The 15,975-nt window shown below is 73.7% G+C and carries 13 protein-coding genes; 3 read left to right on the forward strand and 10 right to left on the reverse strand.

Annotation, left to right across the window (positions count from 1 at the left end; all coding sequences use genetic code 11):
* The 9 genes from E4A51_RS06940 to E4A51_RS06980 form a co-directional block, all read right to left on the reverse strand.
* A complete protein-coding gene (locus E4A51_RS06940) occupies nt 1-489 on the reverse strand; it encodes a YbjN domain-containing protein (protein WP_046529230.1) in 489 nt (162 codons plus the stop codon).
* 167 nt (nt 490-656) lie between these two features.
* Entirely contained in the window at nt 657-959 is a 303-nt protein-coding gene (locus tag E4A51_RS06945; protein ID WP_070319049.1) for a type II toxin-antitoxin system PemK/MazF family toxin, read from the reverse strand.
* Complete coding sequence (locus tag E4A51_RS06950; protein ID WP_052748303.1) at nt 959-1,198, reverse strand: ribbon-helix-helix domain-containing protein; 240 nt, start codon at nt 1,196-1,198, stop codon at nt 959-961. The genes E4A51_RS06945 and E4A51_RS06950 overlap by 1 nt, the downstream gene beginning before the upstream one ends.
* A 55-nt stretch (nt 1,199-1,253) precedes the next feature.
* Nucleotides 1,254-3,290, reverse strand: a complete 2,037-nt coding sequence (locus E4A51_RS06955) for a beta-galactosidase (protein WP_134851269.1) — start codon at nt 3,288-3,290, stop codon at nt 1,254-1,256.
* A gap of 77 nt (nt 3,291-3,367) precedes the next feature.
* Nucleotides 3,368-4,054, reverse strand: a complete 687-nt coding sequence (locus E4A51_RS06960) for a hypothetical protein (protein WP_046530812.1) — start codon at nt 4,052-4,054, stop codon at nt 3,368-3,370.
* A gap of 5 nt (nt 4,055-4,059) precedes the next feature.
* On the reverse strand, nt 4,060-5,607 hold the full coding sequence (locus E4A51_RS06965) for a xylan 1,4-beta-xylosidase (RefSeq protein ID WP_134851270.1): 1,548 nt from the start codon (nt 5,605-5,607) through the stop codon (nt 4,060-4,062).
* Between the two features lie 120 nt (nt 5,608-5,727).
* On the reverse strand, nt 5,728-7,389 hold the full coding sequence (locus E4A51_RS06970) for an extracellular solute-binding protein (protein ID WP_134851271.1): 1,662 nt from the start codon (nt 7,387-7,389) through the stop codon (nt 5,728-5,730).
* Nucleotides 7,390-7,473: 84 nt separating this feature from the next.
* Nucleotides 7,474-8,403: a carbohydrate ABC transporter permease gene (locus tag E4A51_RS06975; RefSeq protein ID WP_206119978.1), complete on the reverse strand. Its 930-nt coding sequence runs from the start codon at nt 8,401-8,403 to the stop codon at nt 7,474-7,476.
* The gene (locus E4A51_RS06980) at nt 8,397-9,446 is read right to left on the reverse strand and encodes a sugar ABC transporter permease (RefSeq protein WP_240696409.1); all 1,050 of its coding nucleotides are present in this window, start codon (nt 9,444-9,446) and stop codon (nt 8,397-8,399) included. Before E4A51_RS06980 ends, E4A51_RS06975 begins: the two co-directional genes overlap by 7 nt.
* A 441-nt stretch (nt 9,447-9,887) precedes the next feature.
* On the opposite strand from E4A51_RS06980, the gene E4A51_RS06985 reads away from it, so the two are divergent.
* A complete protein-coding gene (locus tag E4A51_RS06985; RefSeq protein ID WP_046529236.1) occupies nt 9,888-10,913 on the forward strand; it encodes a LacI family DNA-binding transcriptional regulator in 1,026 nt (341 codons plus the stop codon).
* A 27-nt stretch (nt 10,914-10,940) separates the two neighbouring features.
* Here E4A51_RS06985 and E4A51_RS06990 read toward each other — a convergent pair whose 3' ends face one another.
* Nucleotides 10,941-13,514, reverse strand: coding sequence for a glycoside hydrolase N-terminal domain-containing protein (locus E4A51_RS06990; RefSeq protein ID WP_167748848.1), 2,574 nt, complete (start codon nt 13,512-13,514; stop codon nt 10,941-10,943).
* Between the two features lie 63 nt (nt 13,515-13,577).
* On the opposite strand from E4A51_RS06990, the gene E4A51_RS06995 reads away from it, so the two are divergent.
* Together E4A51_RS06995 and E4A51_RS07000 are read left to right on the forward strand one after the other, a co-directional pair.
* Complete coding sequence (locus tag E4A51_RS06995) at nt 13,578-14,039, forward strand: tRNA (cytidine(34)-2'-O)-methyltransferase (protein WP_070320873.1); 462 nt, start codon at nt 13,578-13,580, stop codon at nt 14,037-14,039.
* 74 nt (nt 14,040-14,113) lie between these two features.
* Entirely contained in the window at nt 14,114-15,910 is a 1,797-nt protein-coding gene (locus tag E4A51_RS07000) for a gamma-glutamyltransferase family protein (RefSeq protein WP_134851273.1), read from the forward strand.
* Nucleotides 15,911-15,975 lie beyond the last annotated feature (65 nt).

Raw genomic sequence — 15,975 nt, forward strand, 5'->3', positions numbered from 1 at the left:
TCAGTTCTCGTCCATCTCCGCCCGGGCGGCCGCCGCCTCGGCGGGGTACTTCTCGTCCAGGTGCTCGAAGAGCTGCAGCCCGGTCGAGATCCCGCACGCGAGCTGCAGGTCGACCTGCGCGTCGCTCACGCCGTGCTCGTAGTCGACCGTGTGCTCGGCGTACACGCCGACCACGCCGTCCTCGGCCCGCACGTAGCCCTTGGGCCACAGCTTCGAGGCGTTCCACTCGTTGACGATCTCGGTGATCGCCTGCAGCTGGTCGAGCCCGACCTTGCGGTTCCAGCGACCACGGGTCTGCAGGTACTCGCCGTTCTGACCCATGATGAAGAAGTAGAAGAGGTGGCCGTCCCAGTAGCCGCCGACGTCGCCGTCGTCGTCGATGCCGTAGCGCATGTCGCGCGCGTCGAGCGCGGCGGTCACGCGGTCGCGGCTGAGCGGGCCGAGCGCCGGCGGCGGCGGTGCGGACGTGTCCTTGGTGAAGAAGCCCATGATCTCCCCGGTCGGGTGGTGGTGGAACGGCAGGGCGGACCGGGACCCGTGGGCACCGGCTCGACCCGAGGGTCGAGCCTAGCCACCGCGTCCGACATGTCCGTTCGGCCGTCCGGGCGAATCGCCTGTGACTGACGGCCATGACGCGGTGAGCGGTGTGGTCGACCTCACGCGTCGAGGTCGAACGCGAGCACGAGCGCACGCGCCAGGTCGCGCTCCTGGTCGGGAAGCAGGTATCCGACGACACGGCCGAGCGCGCTCGCGGGCACCGTCTGGACGTTGTCGCAGCTCACCACGCACGCGTGGTCGAGCCCGTTGGCGCGTCCGAGCGGCACCTCGGTCGAGAGGCCGCGCACCGTCGAGGTGATCGGCGCGACCGTGACGCTCGTCAGGTGCGGCCGGACCAGCTCCCGCGTCAGCACCAGCACGGGCCGCGCCTTGTCGAGCTGCGCGACGTGGATCGGGCGCATCAGTCGATCGAGGGCAGCGACTGCCGACGTGCCCACGCCGCGAGCGCGTCGAGGTCGTGCGCACCGGCCGCGTCGCCCGTCAGCAGCGCGGCGTCGCGCGCGGCGAGCTCGCGCCGCAGGTGCCGCTCCAGCGCGTCCTCGACCACGGACGCCCGGCTGCGGGCTCGACCCGCGGCGACGAGGGAGTCGAGGGCCTCGACGAGCCCGTCGTCGAGGCGCACGGTGATCTGGATGGTCATGCCGCGATGGTATCGACTTCGGGATTCGTCACGCATCCCGGACCGGGTCTCGGCGTCAGCCGCGCAGCACCAGCACCTGCCGCGGCGGCAGCACGAGCTGCTCGCCCGCGGCGACGGTCCGCCCGGTGAGCAGGTCGACGCCCGCGACCTGGGACGTCACGGTGCGCGGCGCGTCGCCGTGGTGCAGCACGAACGCGAGACGCGTGCCGTCGGGCGCGACGCGGTGCGCGACCTCGACGCCCTCGTCGTCGGCGTGCGGGCCGAGCAGCCCGTGCCCGGCGACGACGTGCCGCAGCACGCGCGCGAGGCCCGCGTCGTCCAGCCCGGTCGCGACGTGCCACGCGGAGCCCGCGCCGCGCCGCGCGCGCGTCACGGCCGCGCGGCCCGCGTAGAAGTCGGCGCCGTAGGTGCCGACCACCTCGGTGCCGTCCTCCGGCACGAGCAGCTCGAACACGAGCGTCGCGTCGTGCGTCGTCGTCACGCCGTCCAGCGTGAGCGTCACGGGGTTCGCGGCGCCGGGCACGCCCGAGTCGGTCTCCTCGACGCGCGCGCCCACGAGCGCGTCGAGCGGCGGCGACCCGAGGAAGGCGTTGGTGGACGCGTCGACCCGCCCGCCGTAGAACGTCGTCACGAGCGAGCCGCCGCGCTCGACGAACGCCGTCAGCCGCTGCGCGACGTCGCCCTTCAGCACGTGGAGCAGGGGTGCGACGACCACGTCGTACGCCGCGAGGTCGGCGGTGAGCGGGACGACGTCGACGTCGACGTTCGCGTCCCACAGCGCGCGGTGGTGCGCCAGCAGCGTCTGCAGGTAGGACACGTGCCGGTTGTAGCCGTCGGTCATCTCGACCGCCCACCACGAGTCCCAGTCGAGCAGCAGCGCGACGCGGGCGGGCGTGCGCGCGCCGAGCAGCGTCGACCCCGTCGTCGCGAGCGCCGCGCCGAGGTCAGCGGCCTCGCGGAACACGCGCGTGTCGGTGCGGCCCGAGTGGTCGAGCAGCGCCCCGTGGTACTTCTCGCACGCGCCCCGCGACTGGCGCATCTGGAAGTACAGGGTCGCGTCGGCGCCGTGCGCGACCGACTGCCACGTCCACAGCGCGAGCACGCCGGGCCGCTTGACGGGGTTGACGTCGCGCGACGCCGTGATCGACGGCGTCTGCTCCATGACCCAGAACGGCTGACCGCTCTTGAGGCCGCGCATCGCGGCGTGCGTCGCGGCCATGCGCGCGGCCGTGCGCAGCGGGTCGTCGGGCAGCGGCGGGTAGTTGTCCCACGACACGAAGTCGAGGTCGTCGGCCCAGCGGTGGTAGTCGACCGGCTGGTAGAAGCCCATGAGGTTGGTCGTCACGGGCGTCGTCGCGTCGTGCGCGCGGATCGCGGCCTTCTCGGCGACGAACCCCTCACGCAGGCGGTCGGACATGTAGCGCCGGTAGTCGAGCGTGATGCCCTGGAACGCCGTGTGGTTCGGCCCGCGCCAGTGCTCCGAGAGCATCGACGGCGGCACGACCTCGTCCCAGTCCCCGAAGACGTGCGACCAGAACAGCGTGCTCCACGCGTCGTTGAGCCGCTCGAGCGTGCCGTACCGCGCGCGCAGCCACTCGCGGAAGCCTGCCGCGCACAGGTCGCAGTAGCACGCGCCGCCGTACTCGTTGCCGACGTGCCACGCGACTACCGCCGAGTGGTCGCCGTACCGCTCGGCGAGGCGCGCGGCCATCGCGACCGACAGCCGCCGGAACGCGGGCGACGACGGGCAGTGGTTGTGCCGCTGCCCGTAGACGTGGCGGCGACCCTCGAGGTCGACGCGGCACGCGTCGGGGTACGCACGCGCGAGCCACGGCGGCATCGCGCCGCTCGGCGTCGCGAGCACGACCTGCCGCCCCTCGGCGTGCACGCGCTCGACGATCGCGTCGAGCCGCGTGAAGTCGTAGCGGTCCTCGGCGGGCTGCGTGTGCGCCCACGCGAACACGCCGACCGTGAGGGTCGTGACGTGCGCGAGGTCGAACGCGGCGTGGTCCTCGTCCCACACGGGCGCGGGCCACTGCTCGGGGTTGTAGTCGCCGCCGTAGCGGACGTGGTCGCCTGCGGGCAGGGTCACGGGACACCTCGCGGTGGGGTGGGGACGGACGGGGGACGGCCGGGCCGTCGGGGCACGGCCCGTGGGAGAGGGGCCGGTCAGGCCGTGAAGCGCGCGGTCGCGTCGCGGACCACGGGCTCGGTGGTGGTCGTCGCGGCCAGCGCGAGCAGACCCGCGAGCAGCACGAGCACCCAGTCGGACGTGTACAGCACGACCCCGGTGCACAGCACGAGCAGCGACAGCACGCCGAGCGTGACCAGCGGCCGGGCCGCGAGGTAGTACGACGCGAGGCGCGCGACGTCGCGCGTGCGCAGGCTCAGGTGCGACGACAGCGCGAGCGCGAGCACCGCCCACAGCAGCGTCGCGACGGCCAGGACCACGAGCGCGACGCCGTACGCACCGGGCACGCCGGCCGCCTCGCGGTTCGCGAGCGAGAACCCGATCACCGCCTGCACGGCCACGAACGGCACCCACCAGCGCAGCACGTCGACCGCGTTGACGCGGTACCCGCGCCAGAAGTGCCGCCCGGGGTGCAGGTCGCGCTCGGCGAGGAACCGCCGCCACGCGAACATCGCGGCCGCGAGCGCGGGCCCCAGCGGCAGGGCGAGCAGCGCGACGATCCACACGTTGGCGGCGTCGGCGGCGAGGAACGGCACGAGCGCGAGCGGCACACCGCCCGTGAGCGCCACGAGCACGCTGATCGTCAGGACCCAGAGCACGACGGCGGCACCCCGCGAGAGCGGGCCGGAGCCGACCTCGTCGAGCGGGTCGCTGCGCTGCGTCATCGTCGTCATGCTCGCACGCGCTCGTGCGCCGCGACGAGCCGGTCGTCGTCGACGCCCAGGATGCGGCGGTCGTCGAGCCCCTCGTGGTGCGTGGGCGTCACGGGCGTCAGCTCGACGAACGTCACCTCGTGGCGCGCCAGCGCGAGGTCGAGGTCGACGCGGCCGTCGTGCGCGCGCAGCACGTCGTGCTCGACGGCGGGCGCCGCGCACGTGCGCAGCAGGTCGAGCTCGCGCGCCGTCGGCGACATCGGACGCCCGAGCTCCCGCCACGCGGCGAACGCGTTGCCGTCGTGCTCGTTGACGCGCTCGCGCAGCGCGAACACGGCGTCGCCGCGCACCGGCAGGGACAGCTCGACGCGGTGCTCGGGCGCGGCGTCCGGAGCCTCGGTGCCGCCCACCGGCTGCCACGCCAGCACGGTCACGCGCCCGTCGGGGTCGGCGCACACGAGGTGGTCGTCGCCGCGGGCCAGCACGTCGCGGCCCATGCGCGCCATGAACGCGTACAGGTGGTACGTCGGCTTGGGCACCTGACGGTGCGTGAGCATGCCGAACCCGCCGTGGAAGAACGACGTCGGCACGTTCGTCTCCTCGAAGACGTCGCAGAACGTCCAGTACGAGAACGAGTCGACCAGGTCGCCGCCGCCCGCGAGCACGGGCGCCAGGTAGGCCGCGTTGTACGCGGTGTCGTGGATCGGGTTGTCCGGCCGGTACGAGGTGTTGAACTCGGTGATGTGCACCGGCAGGCCCGCCAGGGCCGTGCCCTCGAGGTAGCGGCGCGGCACGTCGAACTCGCCGAGCAGCCACGCCGGCGGCTGCAGCGTCTGGTAGGTGCCGAACGGGATCTCCTGCGTCGGGCCCGTCGCGTACGCGTGCCGGCTGACGAAGTCGATCGGCACGTCGCGGCTCGTCACGAAGTCCGCGAACGGCGCCCACCACGCGTCGTCCGAGCCGCCGCAGATGGCGGGGCCCCCGACCTGCAGCTCGGCGTCGACGTCCTTGACCGCACGGGCCGTGGCCTCGAACAGCCGGAAGTAGGCCGCCTGGTCGGCGTCCTTCCAGAAGCCCGCGAGGTTCGGCTCGTTCCAGACCTCGACCGGCCAGCGCCGGACCTCCTCGATCCCGTACCGCTCGATCTGGTGCCGCAGCAGCGCCTGCACGAGCGCGACCCACTCGGCGTGGTCGCGCGGCGGCGTCACGTTGCCCTTCCACCAGAACACGGTCTGGTCGCCCGACGCGAGCTGCGAGGGCATGAACCCGAGCTCCAGGAACGGCCGGATCCCGACCTCGAGGAAGAAGTCGTGCACCTGGTCGACGTACGTGAACGCGTACCGCGTGTGGGTGCGCCCGTCGACCTCGTCGGTGCGCAGCAGGCCCATGTCGTCCGACAGCAGGCCGTGCCCGCGGATGTGCCGGAAGCCGATGTCGCGCTGCACCTGCGCGAGCGAGTCGCGGTAGTCCGCGCGCAGCGCGAGGTTCATGCGCCCGGTGCCGACGCACTCGCGCCAGGACGTGGGCAGGGGGCCGGACGGCTGGGACGGGACGACGGTGCGCACGGTGCTCCAAGGACGGGTCGGGGCGTGCCGGGGTGGTGCGGGGGTGCGGGACCCTGCCGGGCCCCGATGAGCGACGGCCGGGTCGCCCTCCGGTGCGGAGGGCGACCCGGCCGTCACCGGTCAGCCGTTCTTCTCGGCGAAGCGCTCCTGGGCGCCGTTCACGACGTCGAGGTACTGCTGCATGTTCTTGCCCTCGAGCTCCTTGACGTAGGCGTCCCAGTCGTCCAGCGAGCGCTGGCCCAGGATGAACGCGGCCGTGTTCTGCCAGACGTGGTCCTTCAGGGCCGTCTGCCACAGCGAGACCTGCTCGCGCTCGAGCTCGTTCAGCGGGGCCGGCGGCGCGACCGGAGCGAGCTCCTTGTCGGACATCGACTCCACGAACTCGACGACCTCGGGACGCAGCATCGACTGGTCGAGCTCGTCGGACGAGCCGTGCTCGAGCATCCAGACGCCGTTGTGGTAGCCGTAGTCGACGTTGAGCTTCTTGGGCGCGCCCGGGTTGAGGTCGTTCTGGTCGATCTCCGGCATGAGCGTGCGCTTGCCGTCGGCGTCCTTGGTGTACGTCTCGCCCTCGACGCCCCACTTGGAGAACTCGAGGCCCTCGTCGGAGTAGAACAGCCAGTCGAGGTACTGCAGCATCGCCTTGAGGTGGTCGGAGTCCTTGACCTTCGACGACAGCATCGCGCCGCTCACGAGGCGTCCGCCGGCGACGAAGTCACCCGCGGGACCGGCCGGCACGCGGATCATCGTGACCTCGCCGGGCGTGCCCAGCTCGGCGAACGCGGTGCGGACCTTGAGGATCTCCTGGTCGTTCGTGAGCTGCGCGAACGTCTGGCCCGACGCGATCTTCTGCTGCGCCTGGTCGTCGTCCTGCGTGAGGCTCTCGGGGTCGAGCAGACCGTCCTCGACGAGCCCGTGGAAGTACTCGAGCAGGTCGCGGTACTCGTCCATCGCACCGGCGTAGACGAACTCCTTCGCGTCGGCGTCCCAGTACGTGCCCTCGCCGAAGCCCCAGCCCGCCGCGGTGCCGAAGTTCGGCGCCGCGATGTTGAGCGTCGCCTCGATCGGGCCGTTGGCCGACCAGCGGTCGGACATCGGGAACTTGTCGGGGTACGCCTCCTTGACCTTCGCAAGGTCGGCCGCGAAGTCGTCGAACGTCTCGGGCTCGAGGCTCAGGCCGAGCTGCTCCCAGACGTCCTTGCGCACGGCGAACGTGTACATCGGGCGGACGGACTCACGCAGGCCGGGCAGCAGGTAGAACTTGCCGTCCTCCTGGCGCATCCGGTCGACGTCGTCCTGCAGGTCCCACTTCTCGACCTTGTCCTTGAAGTTGGGCATGTAGTCGATGTAGTCGCTCACGGGCAGGATCGCGCCGCCGGCGACGAACTGCGCCTCCTGGCCCGGGTGCGTCACCGAGATGATGTCGGGCGCGTTGCCGGCGCCGATGGCGACCGACTTGGCCTGGTCCCAGTCCGACAGCGGACGCGACGTGATGTCGAAGGAGACGTTCTGGTTCTCCTTGAACTTCGTGAGGATGTCCCAGTCGTCCTTGAGCGGGTAGTTCGGGTGGTCGCGGTACATCAGGCCGAACGTCACCGGCTCCGTCGCCTTGAACGTCGTCCCGACCGCGAAGTCCTCCATCGCGCCGACCGAGCCGATGTCCTCGGCGGACGGCTTGTCGCCGTCCCCGCCGTCGCCACCGCTGCCGCAGGCCGCCAGCGCCAGCGCGAGGGTCGCGGCGGTCGCGGCGTACGCCACCGACCGCTTCTTGGTGGTCCTCATGGTTCTCCTTCCGGGGGAACGTCGTCGTCCGGATCCGTGGAAGTGGCACCGCGACCCCGGCGGGGCGCGGGTGGGGCGATCAGGTCACTGCTTGACCGAGCCGAGCATCACGCCCGACACGAAGTACCTCTGGATGAACGGGTACAGGCACACGATCGGCAGGACGGTGAGGAGCATCGTCACCGCCTTGACGTTGGCGGCGATCTGCGTCGCCTCGGAGGACCCGGCCGCGCCGTCGACGCTCGTGGCGCCCGCGATGAGGTTCCGCAGGTAGACGGTCACCGGGTACAGCTCGCGGTGGTCCATGTAGAGGAACGCGGCGAACCACGAGTTCCAGAACGCGACCGCGTAGAACAGCACCATCGTCGCGATGACCGCCTTGCTCAGCGGCAGGACGATGCGCCAGAGCTTGCCGTACGTGCTCAGGCCGTCGATCTCGGCGGCCTCCTCGAGCTCGGTCGAGAAGTTCTCGAAGAACGACTTCATGACCAGGAGGTTGAACACGCTGATCGCGTTGGGCAGCGCGATGGCCCACACGGTGTTGCGCAGGCCCAGCTCGTTGACCAGCACGTAGTTGGGGATCAGGCCGCCGTTGAAGAACATGGTGAACACGGCGATGCCGATGAACACCGTGCGCCCCTTGAGGCGGTACTTGGAGATCGCGTACGCGTACGTGGTGGTGAGGACCATCGCGACGAGCGTCGCGACGACCGTGTAGTAGACCGTGTTCTGGTAGTTGCGCCAGAACATCGAGTCGCTCATGACGAGGTCGAACGTCGTGAGGTTGAAGCCGCGCGGCCAGATCGTGACCTGCCCCGAGTTGATGTACGACTCGGAGCTGAACGCCTGCGCGGCCAGGTTCGCGAACGGGTAGAGCGTGATCGCCGCGATGAGGACGAGGAGCGTCGCGTTGACGACGCGGAACGCGGTGTAGGCCCGCGTCTCCTTGACCGCCCGGACGGTCGGCTTCGACAGCTTCTTGTCGAGGCGCGTGACGTTGTCGACGGTCACCACAGGGAGGCTCCCACCACTCGGCGCGAGATCGCGTTGGCCGACAGGACGAGGGTGAGGCCGATGAGCGCCTCGAACAGGCCGATGGCCGTGGCGTAGGAGAACTGGCTGGACCCGATGCCGACGCGGTACAGGTACGTCGCGATGACGTCCGCGGTCGGGTAGAGCAGGGGGTTGTACAGCAGCAGGATCTTCTCGAACCCGACGGCCATGAACGTGCCGATGTTGAGGATCAGCAGGACGACCATGGTGGGCCGGATGCCGGGCAGCGTGACGTGCCACGTCTGGCGCCACCGGTTGGCGCCGTCGATGCGCGCGGCCTCGTAGAGCTGCGGGTCGATGGTCGACAGCGCGGCGAGGTAGAGGATCGTGCCCCAGCCGACGGTCTGCCAGATCTCGGAGCTGATGTAGATGGTCCGGAACCACTCGGGCAGCTGCATGAACCCGATCGCGTCGCCGCCGATCGCGGTGATGACCTGGTTGACCGTGCCGCGCATGGCCGTGAGCTGGAACACCAAGCCGGCGACGATGACGATCGACATGAAGTGCGGCAGGTACGAGATCGTCTGGATGATCCGCTTGAACCGCTGCGAGCGGAGCTCGTTGAGCATGAGCGCCAGCACGATCGGCAGCGGGAAGATGATGACGAGGCTGAGGACGCCCAGCACCAGGGTGTTCTGGAAGACGTTCCAGAACGTGGGGTCGTTGATGAACATCCGCACGTAGTGCAGACCGACCCACTCCTCGCCGAAGATCGAGCCGCCCGGCCGGAACCGGCGGAACGCGATCACGTTGCCGAGCATCGGCACGTAGCGGAAGACCAGGAAGAACACGAGCGGGAGGACCAGCAGCGAGTACAGCTGCCAGTCCCGGCGCAGCGCGCGCCCCCACGTGACGTGACCCTCGCGGCGCTTGCGGGCCGCGCGGTCGCGCGGGCCCGACGAGCCGGCGCCCTGCGCGACCGGTGCGGCGGCGCGCTGCGTGCGGTCCACCGTCGTCTGCGCGGCGACCGTGCCGTCGACGGTCACTCCGTCCTGCGTGGACATGGCTTCACCACCCTTCGCGGGTGAGGAGCACCCCGGGGGTGGTGGTGCTCGTCAGGTGCGGGACGTGGTCGTGCGGCGGCGTCCCGGCGTCCGCCGGCCCCGTCTCGTGCTGCTCCGCCTGCATCGGTTCTCCACGCCCTCGTGGTCGAAACGTGTCGGCGGCCCATTCCGCCGAACGTGAGGGCTGCCACGTTAGGCAAACGTTTGCGGTGCCGTCAACCTCCGTGGCCGAACCGAGACCGGACGGGTGTCCGGGACAGCCTCCGGCGGCGCCCAGGACGTCCCACGACGGCCGCGCACCGGCGCCGAGCGGCCCTGTCGGACGCTCCCCCGCGCACCCTCCCGGGTGCTACCGTGCCCTCGAAACTTGCGGACACATCACGGGCACCCGACGACGACGTCACCACCCGCAGTCAGGCGAGCCCGGCCGGAGGAGGCCCCGTGACCACGTCGACCGACGGACGACGCACCGTCACCATCGCCGAGATCGCGGCGCTCGCGGGGGTCTCCGTGCCGACGGTCTCCAAGGTGCTCAACGGCCGCGCGGACGTGGCCGCGGCCACGCGGGCCCGCGTCGAGGCGATCCTCGAGGAGCACAGCTACCGCCGGCGCCGCGGGCGCGGCTCGGGCGACCCGAGCCTCATCGACCTGGTGTTCCACCACATCGACAACGCGTGGGCCCAGGAGGTCATCAAGGGCGTCGAGGACGCCGCGGCGGCGCGCCGCGTGGGCGTCGTGCTGTCCGAGCTCGGCGGTGCGCACCGCCCGCCGCAGGACCTCATCGACGACATCCTCGCGCGCCGCCCGCTCGGCGTGCTGCTCGTGCTCTCGACGCTCGACGCGACGCAGCGCCACCAGCTCGAGTCGCGCTCCATCCCGTTCGTGGTCGTCGACACGTTCGGCGAGCCGCCGGCCGGCGTACCCACCGTGGGGTCCAACAACTGGAACGGCGGTCTCATCGCGACCCGCCACCTGCTCGCGCTCGGGCACCGGCGCATCGGCGTCATCGCCGGGCCTCCGGACGTGCTGTGCTCGCGCGCCCGCGTCGACGGCTACCGCAGCGCGCTCGCCGAGGCCGGCGTCGAGGCCGACCCCGACCTGGTGCGCTGGGGCGACTTCCACGTCACGGGCGGGTACGAGCACGGCCTGCGGCTGCTGCAGCGCGCCGACCGCCCCACCGCGATCTTCGCGGGCTCCGACTACCAGTGCCTCGGCGTCATGCGCGCCGTGCGCGAGCTGGGCCTGTCGATCCCCGAGGACGTCTCGGTCGTGGGCTACGACGACATCCCGCTCGCGCAGTGGCTCGGGCCGTCGCTCACGACCGTGCGCCAGCCGCTGCGCGAGATGGCCGGCACCGCGACGCAGATGGTGCTGAGCCTGGCCGCCGGCGAGCGCCCGGCGAACCTGCGGATCGACCTGGCCACCGAGCTCGTCGTCCGGGAGTCCACGGCCCCGGCGCCCGCCTGACGGCCCTCCCCGCACCGCCGCGGCGGGTCAGCCCACCGCGACCGTCGGCTCGCCCGGGCGCACCACGACCTGCCGGCGCTCGGCGCCCTCGCGCACGTCGACGACGACGCGGCGCTCCGCCGCGAGCACGGCCCGCACGACGCGCCCGTCCCGCCACGCGAGGTCCACGAGCCGCAGCCCGCCGCGCAGCCGCAGCCCGCGGACGCGTCCGGACGGCCACGCGGCGGGCAGCGCGGGCAGCAGGTGCACCTCGCGCACGCCGTCCGGACCGCGGCGGTGCGCCTGCACGAGCACCTCGGCGAGGCCCGCCGTGAACCCGAGGTTCCCGTCGATCTGGAACGGCGGGTGCGCGCACAGCAGCGAGCGGTAGACCCCGCCGCGCTCCGCCGCGGGCGCGGCGGCCGGCGGCAGGTCGGCCGGGTCCGCGTCGACCGGGTGCAGGAACGCCGTGACCAGCGCGGTCACCCCGTCGGGGTCGCGCAGGCGGGCGCGCAGCGCGAGCCGCCACGCGAGCGACCAGCCGGTCGAGTCGGGCCCGCGCGCGTCGAGCGTGCGCCGCGCGGCCGCGGCCAGCGCGGGCGCCGCGTCCGGGTCGATCGACGTGCCGGGGAACACGCGGTACAGGTGCGACTGGTGGCGGTGCGCGGGCTCCGCGTCCGGCACGTCGGCCGACCACTCGGCGAGCCGCCCGTCCGGTGCGACGCGCTCCGTGGGCAGGCGGTCGAGCGCGCCGTCGACGGCGGCCAGCAGGTCCTCGTCGCGCTCGCCCACGACGGGCGCCAGACGGGGCACGTGGTCGAGCAGGTCCCGGGCCATCGCGAGGTCGGACGTGGTCGACACGCCCGCGGCCGCGTGGCGACCGTCGGGCAGCAGGTAGTGGTGCTCGGGGCTCGTGGCCGGTGCCGTGCCGAGCGAGCCGTCGGGGAGCTCGACGAGCGTGTCGAGCACGAACAGCGCCGCGCCGCGCACGACGGACCAGTGCCGGCGCAGCGCGTCGTCGTCGCCCGTCCAGTCGTGGTGGTCCACGACGTGCCGCGCGAGCCACACCCCGCCGAAGGGCCACCACGACCAGCTCACGGAGTCGCGCCCGCGCCCCGTGGGGCCCGTGAAGCACCAGGCGTCGCTGTTGTGGTGCGCGACCCACCCCCGTGCGCCGTGCAGCGTGCGCGCGGTGGCCTCGCCCGCGGCCGCGAGCCGGTCGAGCCACGCGAGCAGCGGCTCGTGGCACTCGGCGAGGTCCCCCACGAGCGTCGGCCAGTAGTTCATCTCGGTGTTGATGTTGATCGTGTAGTTCGCGTTCCACGGCGGCTGCACGTGCGGGTTCCAGATGCCCTGCAGGTTCAGCGGCAGCGTGCCCGGCCGCGATCCGCTGACCGTGAGGTGCCGCCCGTACTGGAAAGCGAGCACCGCGAGGTGCGGGTCGGGCGCGCCGTGGGCGTGCCGCACGAGGCGCGCGTCGAGCGGCAGGTCGGGCACGGGACCGGGGCCGTCCGCCCCCGCGGTGGGCGGGTCCTCGCCGGGCGCGCGCAGGTCGAGCTCGACGCGCCCCATGAGCGCGCCGTGGTCGGCCTCCTGCCGGGCGGGCAGGCCGTCGAGGTCCGCGAGCGCGGCGTCGAGCGCGGCGCGGGCCTCGGCCGCGACGCGCGACCGGTCCCCGTGCAGCGTCCCGGCCGCGACGTCGTGGTCGGTCGCGGTCGTCAGCACGACGCGCACGCGACCGGCGCCGCGCACGCGCACCTCGCCGTCCGCGACGTCGACGGTCGCACCCGGCCCGTCGGCGAGCACCGCGACCGCGACGCCCGCGTGCACGGCGCGGCCGCCGTAGGTCACGAGGTCGGGCTCGCCGGAGTAGTCCGGCAGGACGTCCGACGGCAGGTCGACGGCCGCGCGCAGCACGACGCGGGCACGCCCGCGGGCGGGGTCGTCCGCGGACCCGCGGTGCGCGGACGTCGGGGCGACGGCCCACGGGTGCCGCGACGCGAGGCGCACGCGCACGTCGTGCGGTGCGTCGCCCGCCCCCGCGGGCACGGGCCCGGGCGACGCGGCGCCCCCGCCCCCCGGCGCCGCGGCCCCCGGCGACGCGACCACCGGCAGCGACGCACGCTCCAGCAGCAGCGCGCGGTCGGGGTGGCTCACGCGCACGTCCTGCCGCCACGGCGTGCCGTCGGCCGCCCGCCACGTCGTCGTCACGACCCCGCGGCCCAGGTCGAGCACGCGCCGGTAGCCGTCGTCGCCCGCGGCCGCGGGGTGGTCGAGCTCGACGTCGACGAGCGGCTGGTACGCCTGCGACCAGCCGGTCTGCAGCCGCTGCACCTCGCGCTCGGCGCCGAGCGGGTCGCCGGCCGCGAGCCGGGCCCGCGCCCGCTCGACGACCGCGGGCGGGTCGTCGTCGCCGAGCGGACCGACCGGCCGCGGCGGCCCGTCGAGCGGCGCACCCGACCAGCACGTGTCGTCGTTGACCTGCACGAGCTCGTGCGCCGTGCCGCCGTGCACCATCGCACCGATGCGCCCGTTCCCCACCGGGAACGCGTCCGTCCAGCGCTCCGCGGGTGCGTCGAGCCGCAGCTGCAGGCGCGTCGTCGCGCCGACCTCGTCGTCCACGCCCCCACCCAACCACCCGCCGCCGGCGCGGGGCACCCGCGTCCCGGGTGGCAGGATCGGCCCGTGCACGTCGTGTTCTACGAGCCCCGCATCCCCGGCAACACCGGCAACGCGATCCGCATGTGCGCCGGCACCGGCGCGACGCTGCACCTCGTGGAGCCGCTCGGCTTCGACCTGAGCGAGGCCCGCCTGCGCCGTGCGGGCCTGGACTACCACGACCTCGCGCACGTCGTGGTGCACGCCGACCTCGAGGCCCTGCTGGCCGCGCTGCCGACGTCGCGCGTGCTGGCGTTCACGACCCAGGCGACCCGCCGCTACACCGACGTCGACTGGCGCGCGGACGACGCGCTGCTGCTCGGCCCCGAGCCGAGCGGGCTGCCGCCGCACGTGCTGGCGCACCCGCGCGTGACCGACCAGGTGCGGATCCCGATGCTGCCGGGCCGCCGGTCCATGAACCTGTCGAACGCGGCGGCGGTCGCGACGTACGAGGCGTGGCGCGCGCTGGGGTTCCCGGGCGGCGTCTGAGGTCTCGCGTCGGCGCACCGTGTGAGGATCGTGCGCTGTTCGCCACCCGCCCCCTGCTCACCGGCACGTTCGGCATGGTCGCCTCGACGCACTGGCTCGCGAGCGCGGTCGGCATGCGCACGCTCGAGGCGGGCGGCAACGCGTTCGACGCGGCCGCCGCGGCCGGGTTCGCGCTGACCGTCGTCGAGCCGCACCTCAACGGCCCCGGGGGCGACGCGCCGCTGATCGGGCACCGCGCGTCGGACGCGCGCACGTTCGTGATCTGCGGGCAGGGCGTCGCCCCGGCGCGCGCGACGACCGCCGCGTACCGCGCGCTCGGCGTCGACGAGGTGCCCGGCACGGGCCACCTCGCGGCGGTCGTGCCGGGCGCGTTCGGCGCGTGGCTCGACCTGCTGGCGCGGTACGGGACGCTCCCGCTGGCGGACGTGCTGGGACCCGCGATCGGGTACGCGCGCGACGGGTACCCGCTCGTGGCCGCCGCCGCGAGCACGGTCGCGACCGTCGCGGACATGTTCCGCGCGCACTGGCCGACGAGCGCCGCGGTGTACCTGCCGGGCGGTGCGCTCCCGGCACCGGGCGCGCGGTTCACCAACCCGGACCTCGCGACGACGTTCGAGCGGCTGGTCGCCGAGGCCGCGGCCGCCGGACCGGACCGCGAGGCGCAGGTCGAGGCCGCGCGCCGCGCGTTCTACGAGGGCTTCGTGGCCGACGCGGTCGACGCGTTCGTGTCCGGCACGCCCGTGCACGACGCGACGGGCCGCGCGCACACGGGCTTCCTGCGGGGCGACGACCTCGCGGCCTGGCGCGCGACCGAGGAGCCGACCGTCGCGGTGCCGTTCGCGGGCGTCGAGGTGCACAAGACGGCCGCGTGGGGCCAGGGCCCCGTGCTGCTGCAGCAGCTGCGCCTGCTCGACGCGCTGGGGGTCGACGACCTGGTGCGCGCGGCGACCGCCCCCGGTGCGGGCGACGCTCCGGACGGCCCGCTCACCGAGCTCGTGCACGTGGTCACGGAGGTCGCCAAGCTCGCCGCGGCCGACCGTGACGCCTGGTACGGCGACGACGGCGAGGTCCCGCTCGACGCGCTGCTGTCCCCCGCGTACGCCGCGCAGCGCGCGCGACTGGTCGGGGCGGAGGCCGACGGCGGGTACCGGCCCGGGTCGCCGGACGGCCGCACGCCGCGGCTGGCCCGGGCGCTCGTCGCCGCCCGCGCCGCGGCGGACGCGGGCGACGCGCGCGGGCCGGGCGTCGCGGGGCTGGGCGAGCCGACCGTGTCCCCGATCGGCCTGAGCCCGGGCGACACGTGCCACGTCGACGTCGTGGACCGGTGGGGCAACCGCGTGTCCGCGACGCCGTCGGGCGGGTGGCTGCAGTCGAGCCCGGTGGTGCCGGGGCTGGGGTTCGCGCTGCCGACGCGCGCGCAGATGTTCTGGGTCGAGGACGGCCTGCCCGCGAGCCTCGCTCCCGGTCGACGGCCCCGCACGACGCTGAGCCCCGCGCTCGCGCTGGGCGACGGGCACGGGTTCGCGTTCGGCACGCCGGGCGGCGACCAGCAGGACCAGTGGACCGTGCCGTTCCTGCTGCGGCACCTGCTGGGCGGGCTGGACCTGCAGGAGGCGATCGACGCGCCGGCGTGGCACTCGTCGCACGTGCACGGGTCGTTCCACCCGCGCACGCACGTGCCGCGCGGTCTGGTCGCGGAGTCGCGGCTGGGGCCCGCGGTGCTCGCGGGGCTGGCCGCGCGCGGGCACGCGGTGGCGGACGCGGGGCCCTGGACGCTGGGCCGCATCAGCGCGGCCGGCGTGCGGGCCGACGGCCTGCTGCAGGCGGCGGCGAACCCCCGCGGGAGGCAGGGCTACGCGGTGGGTCGATGACCCGTCCCGTGACTGGGTCGTGACTCACCCGCCGACAGGCTCGTGACCTGCTGCTCAACCGTGGT

Origin of the sequence: Cellulomonas sp. HD19AZ1, assembly GCF_004535805.1 — a bacterium.
Lineage (GTDB): Bacteria > Actinomycetota > Actinomycetes > Actinomycetales > Cellulomonadaceae > Cellulomonas > Cellulomonas iranensis.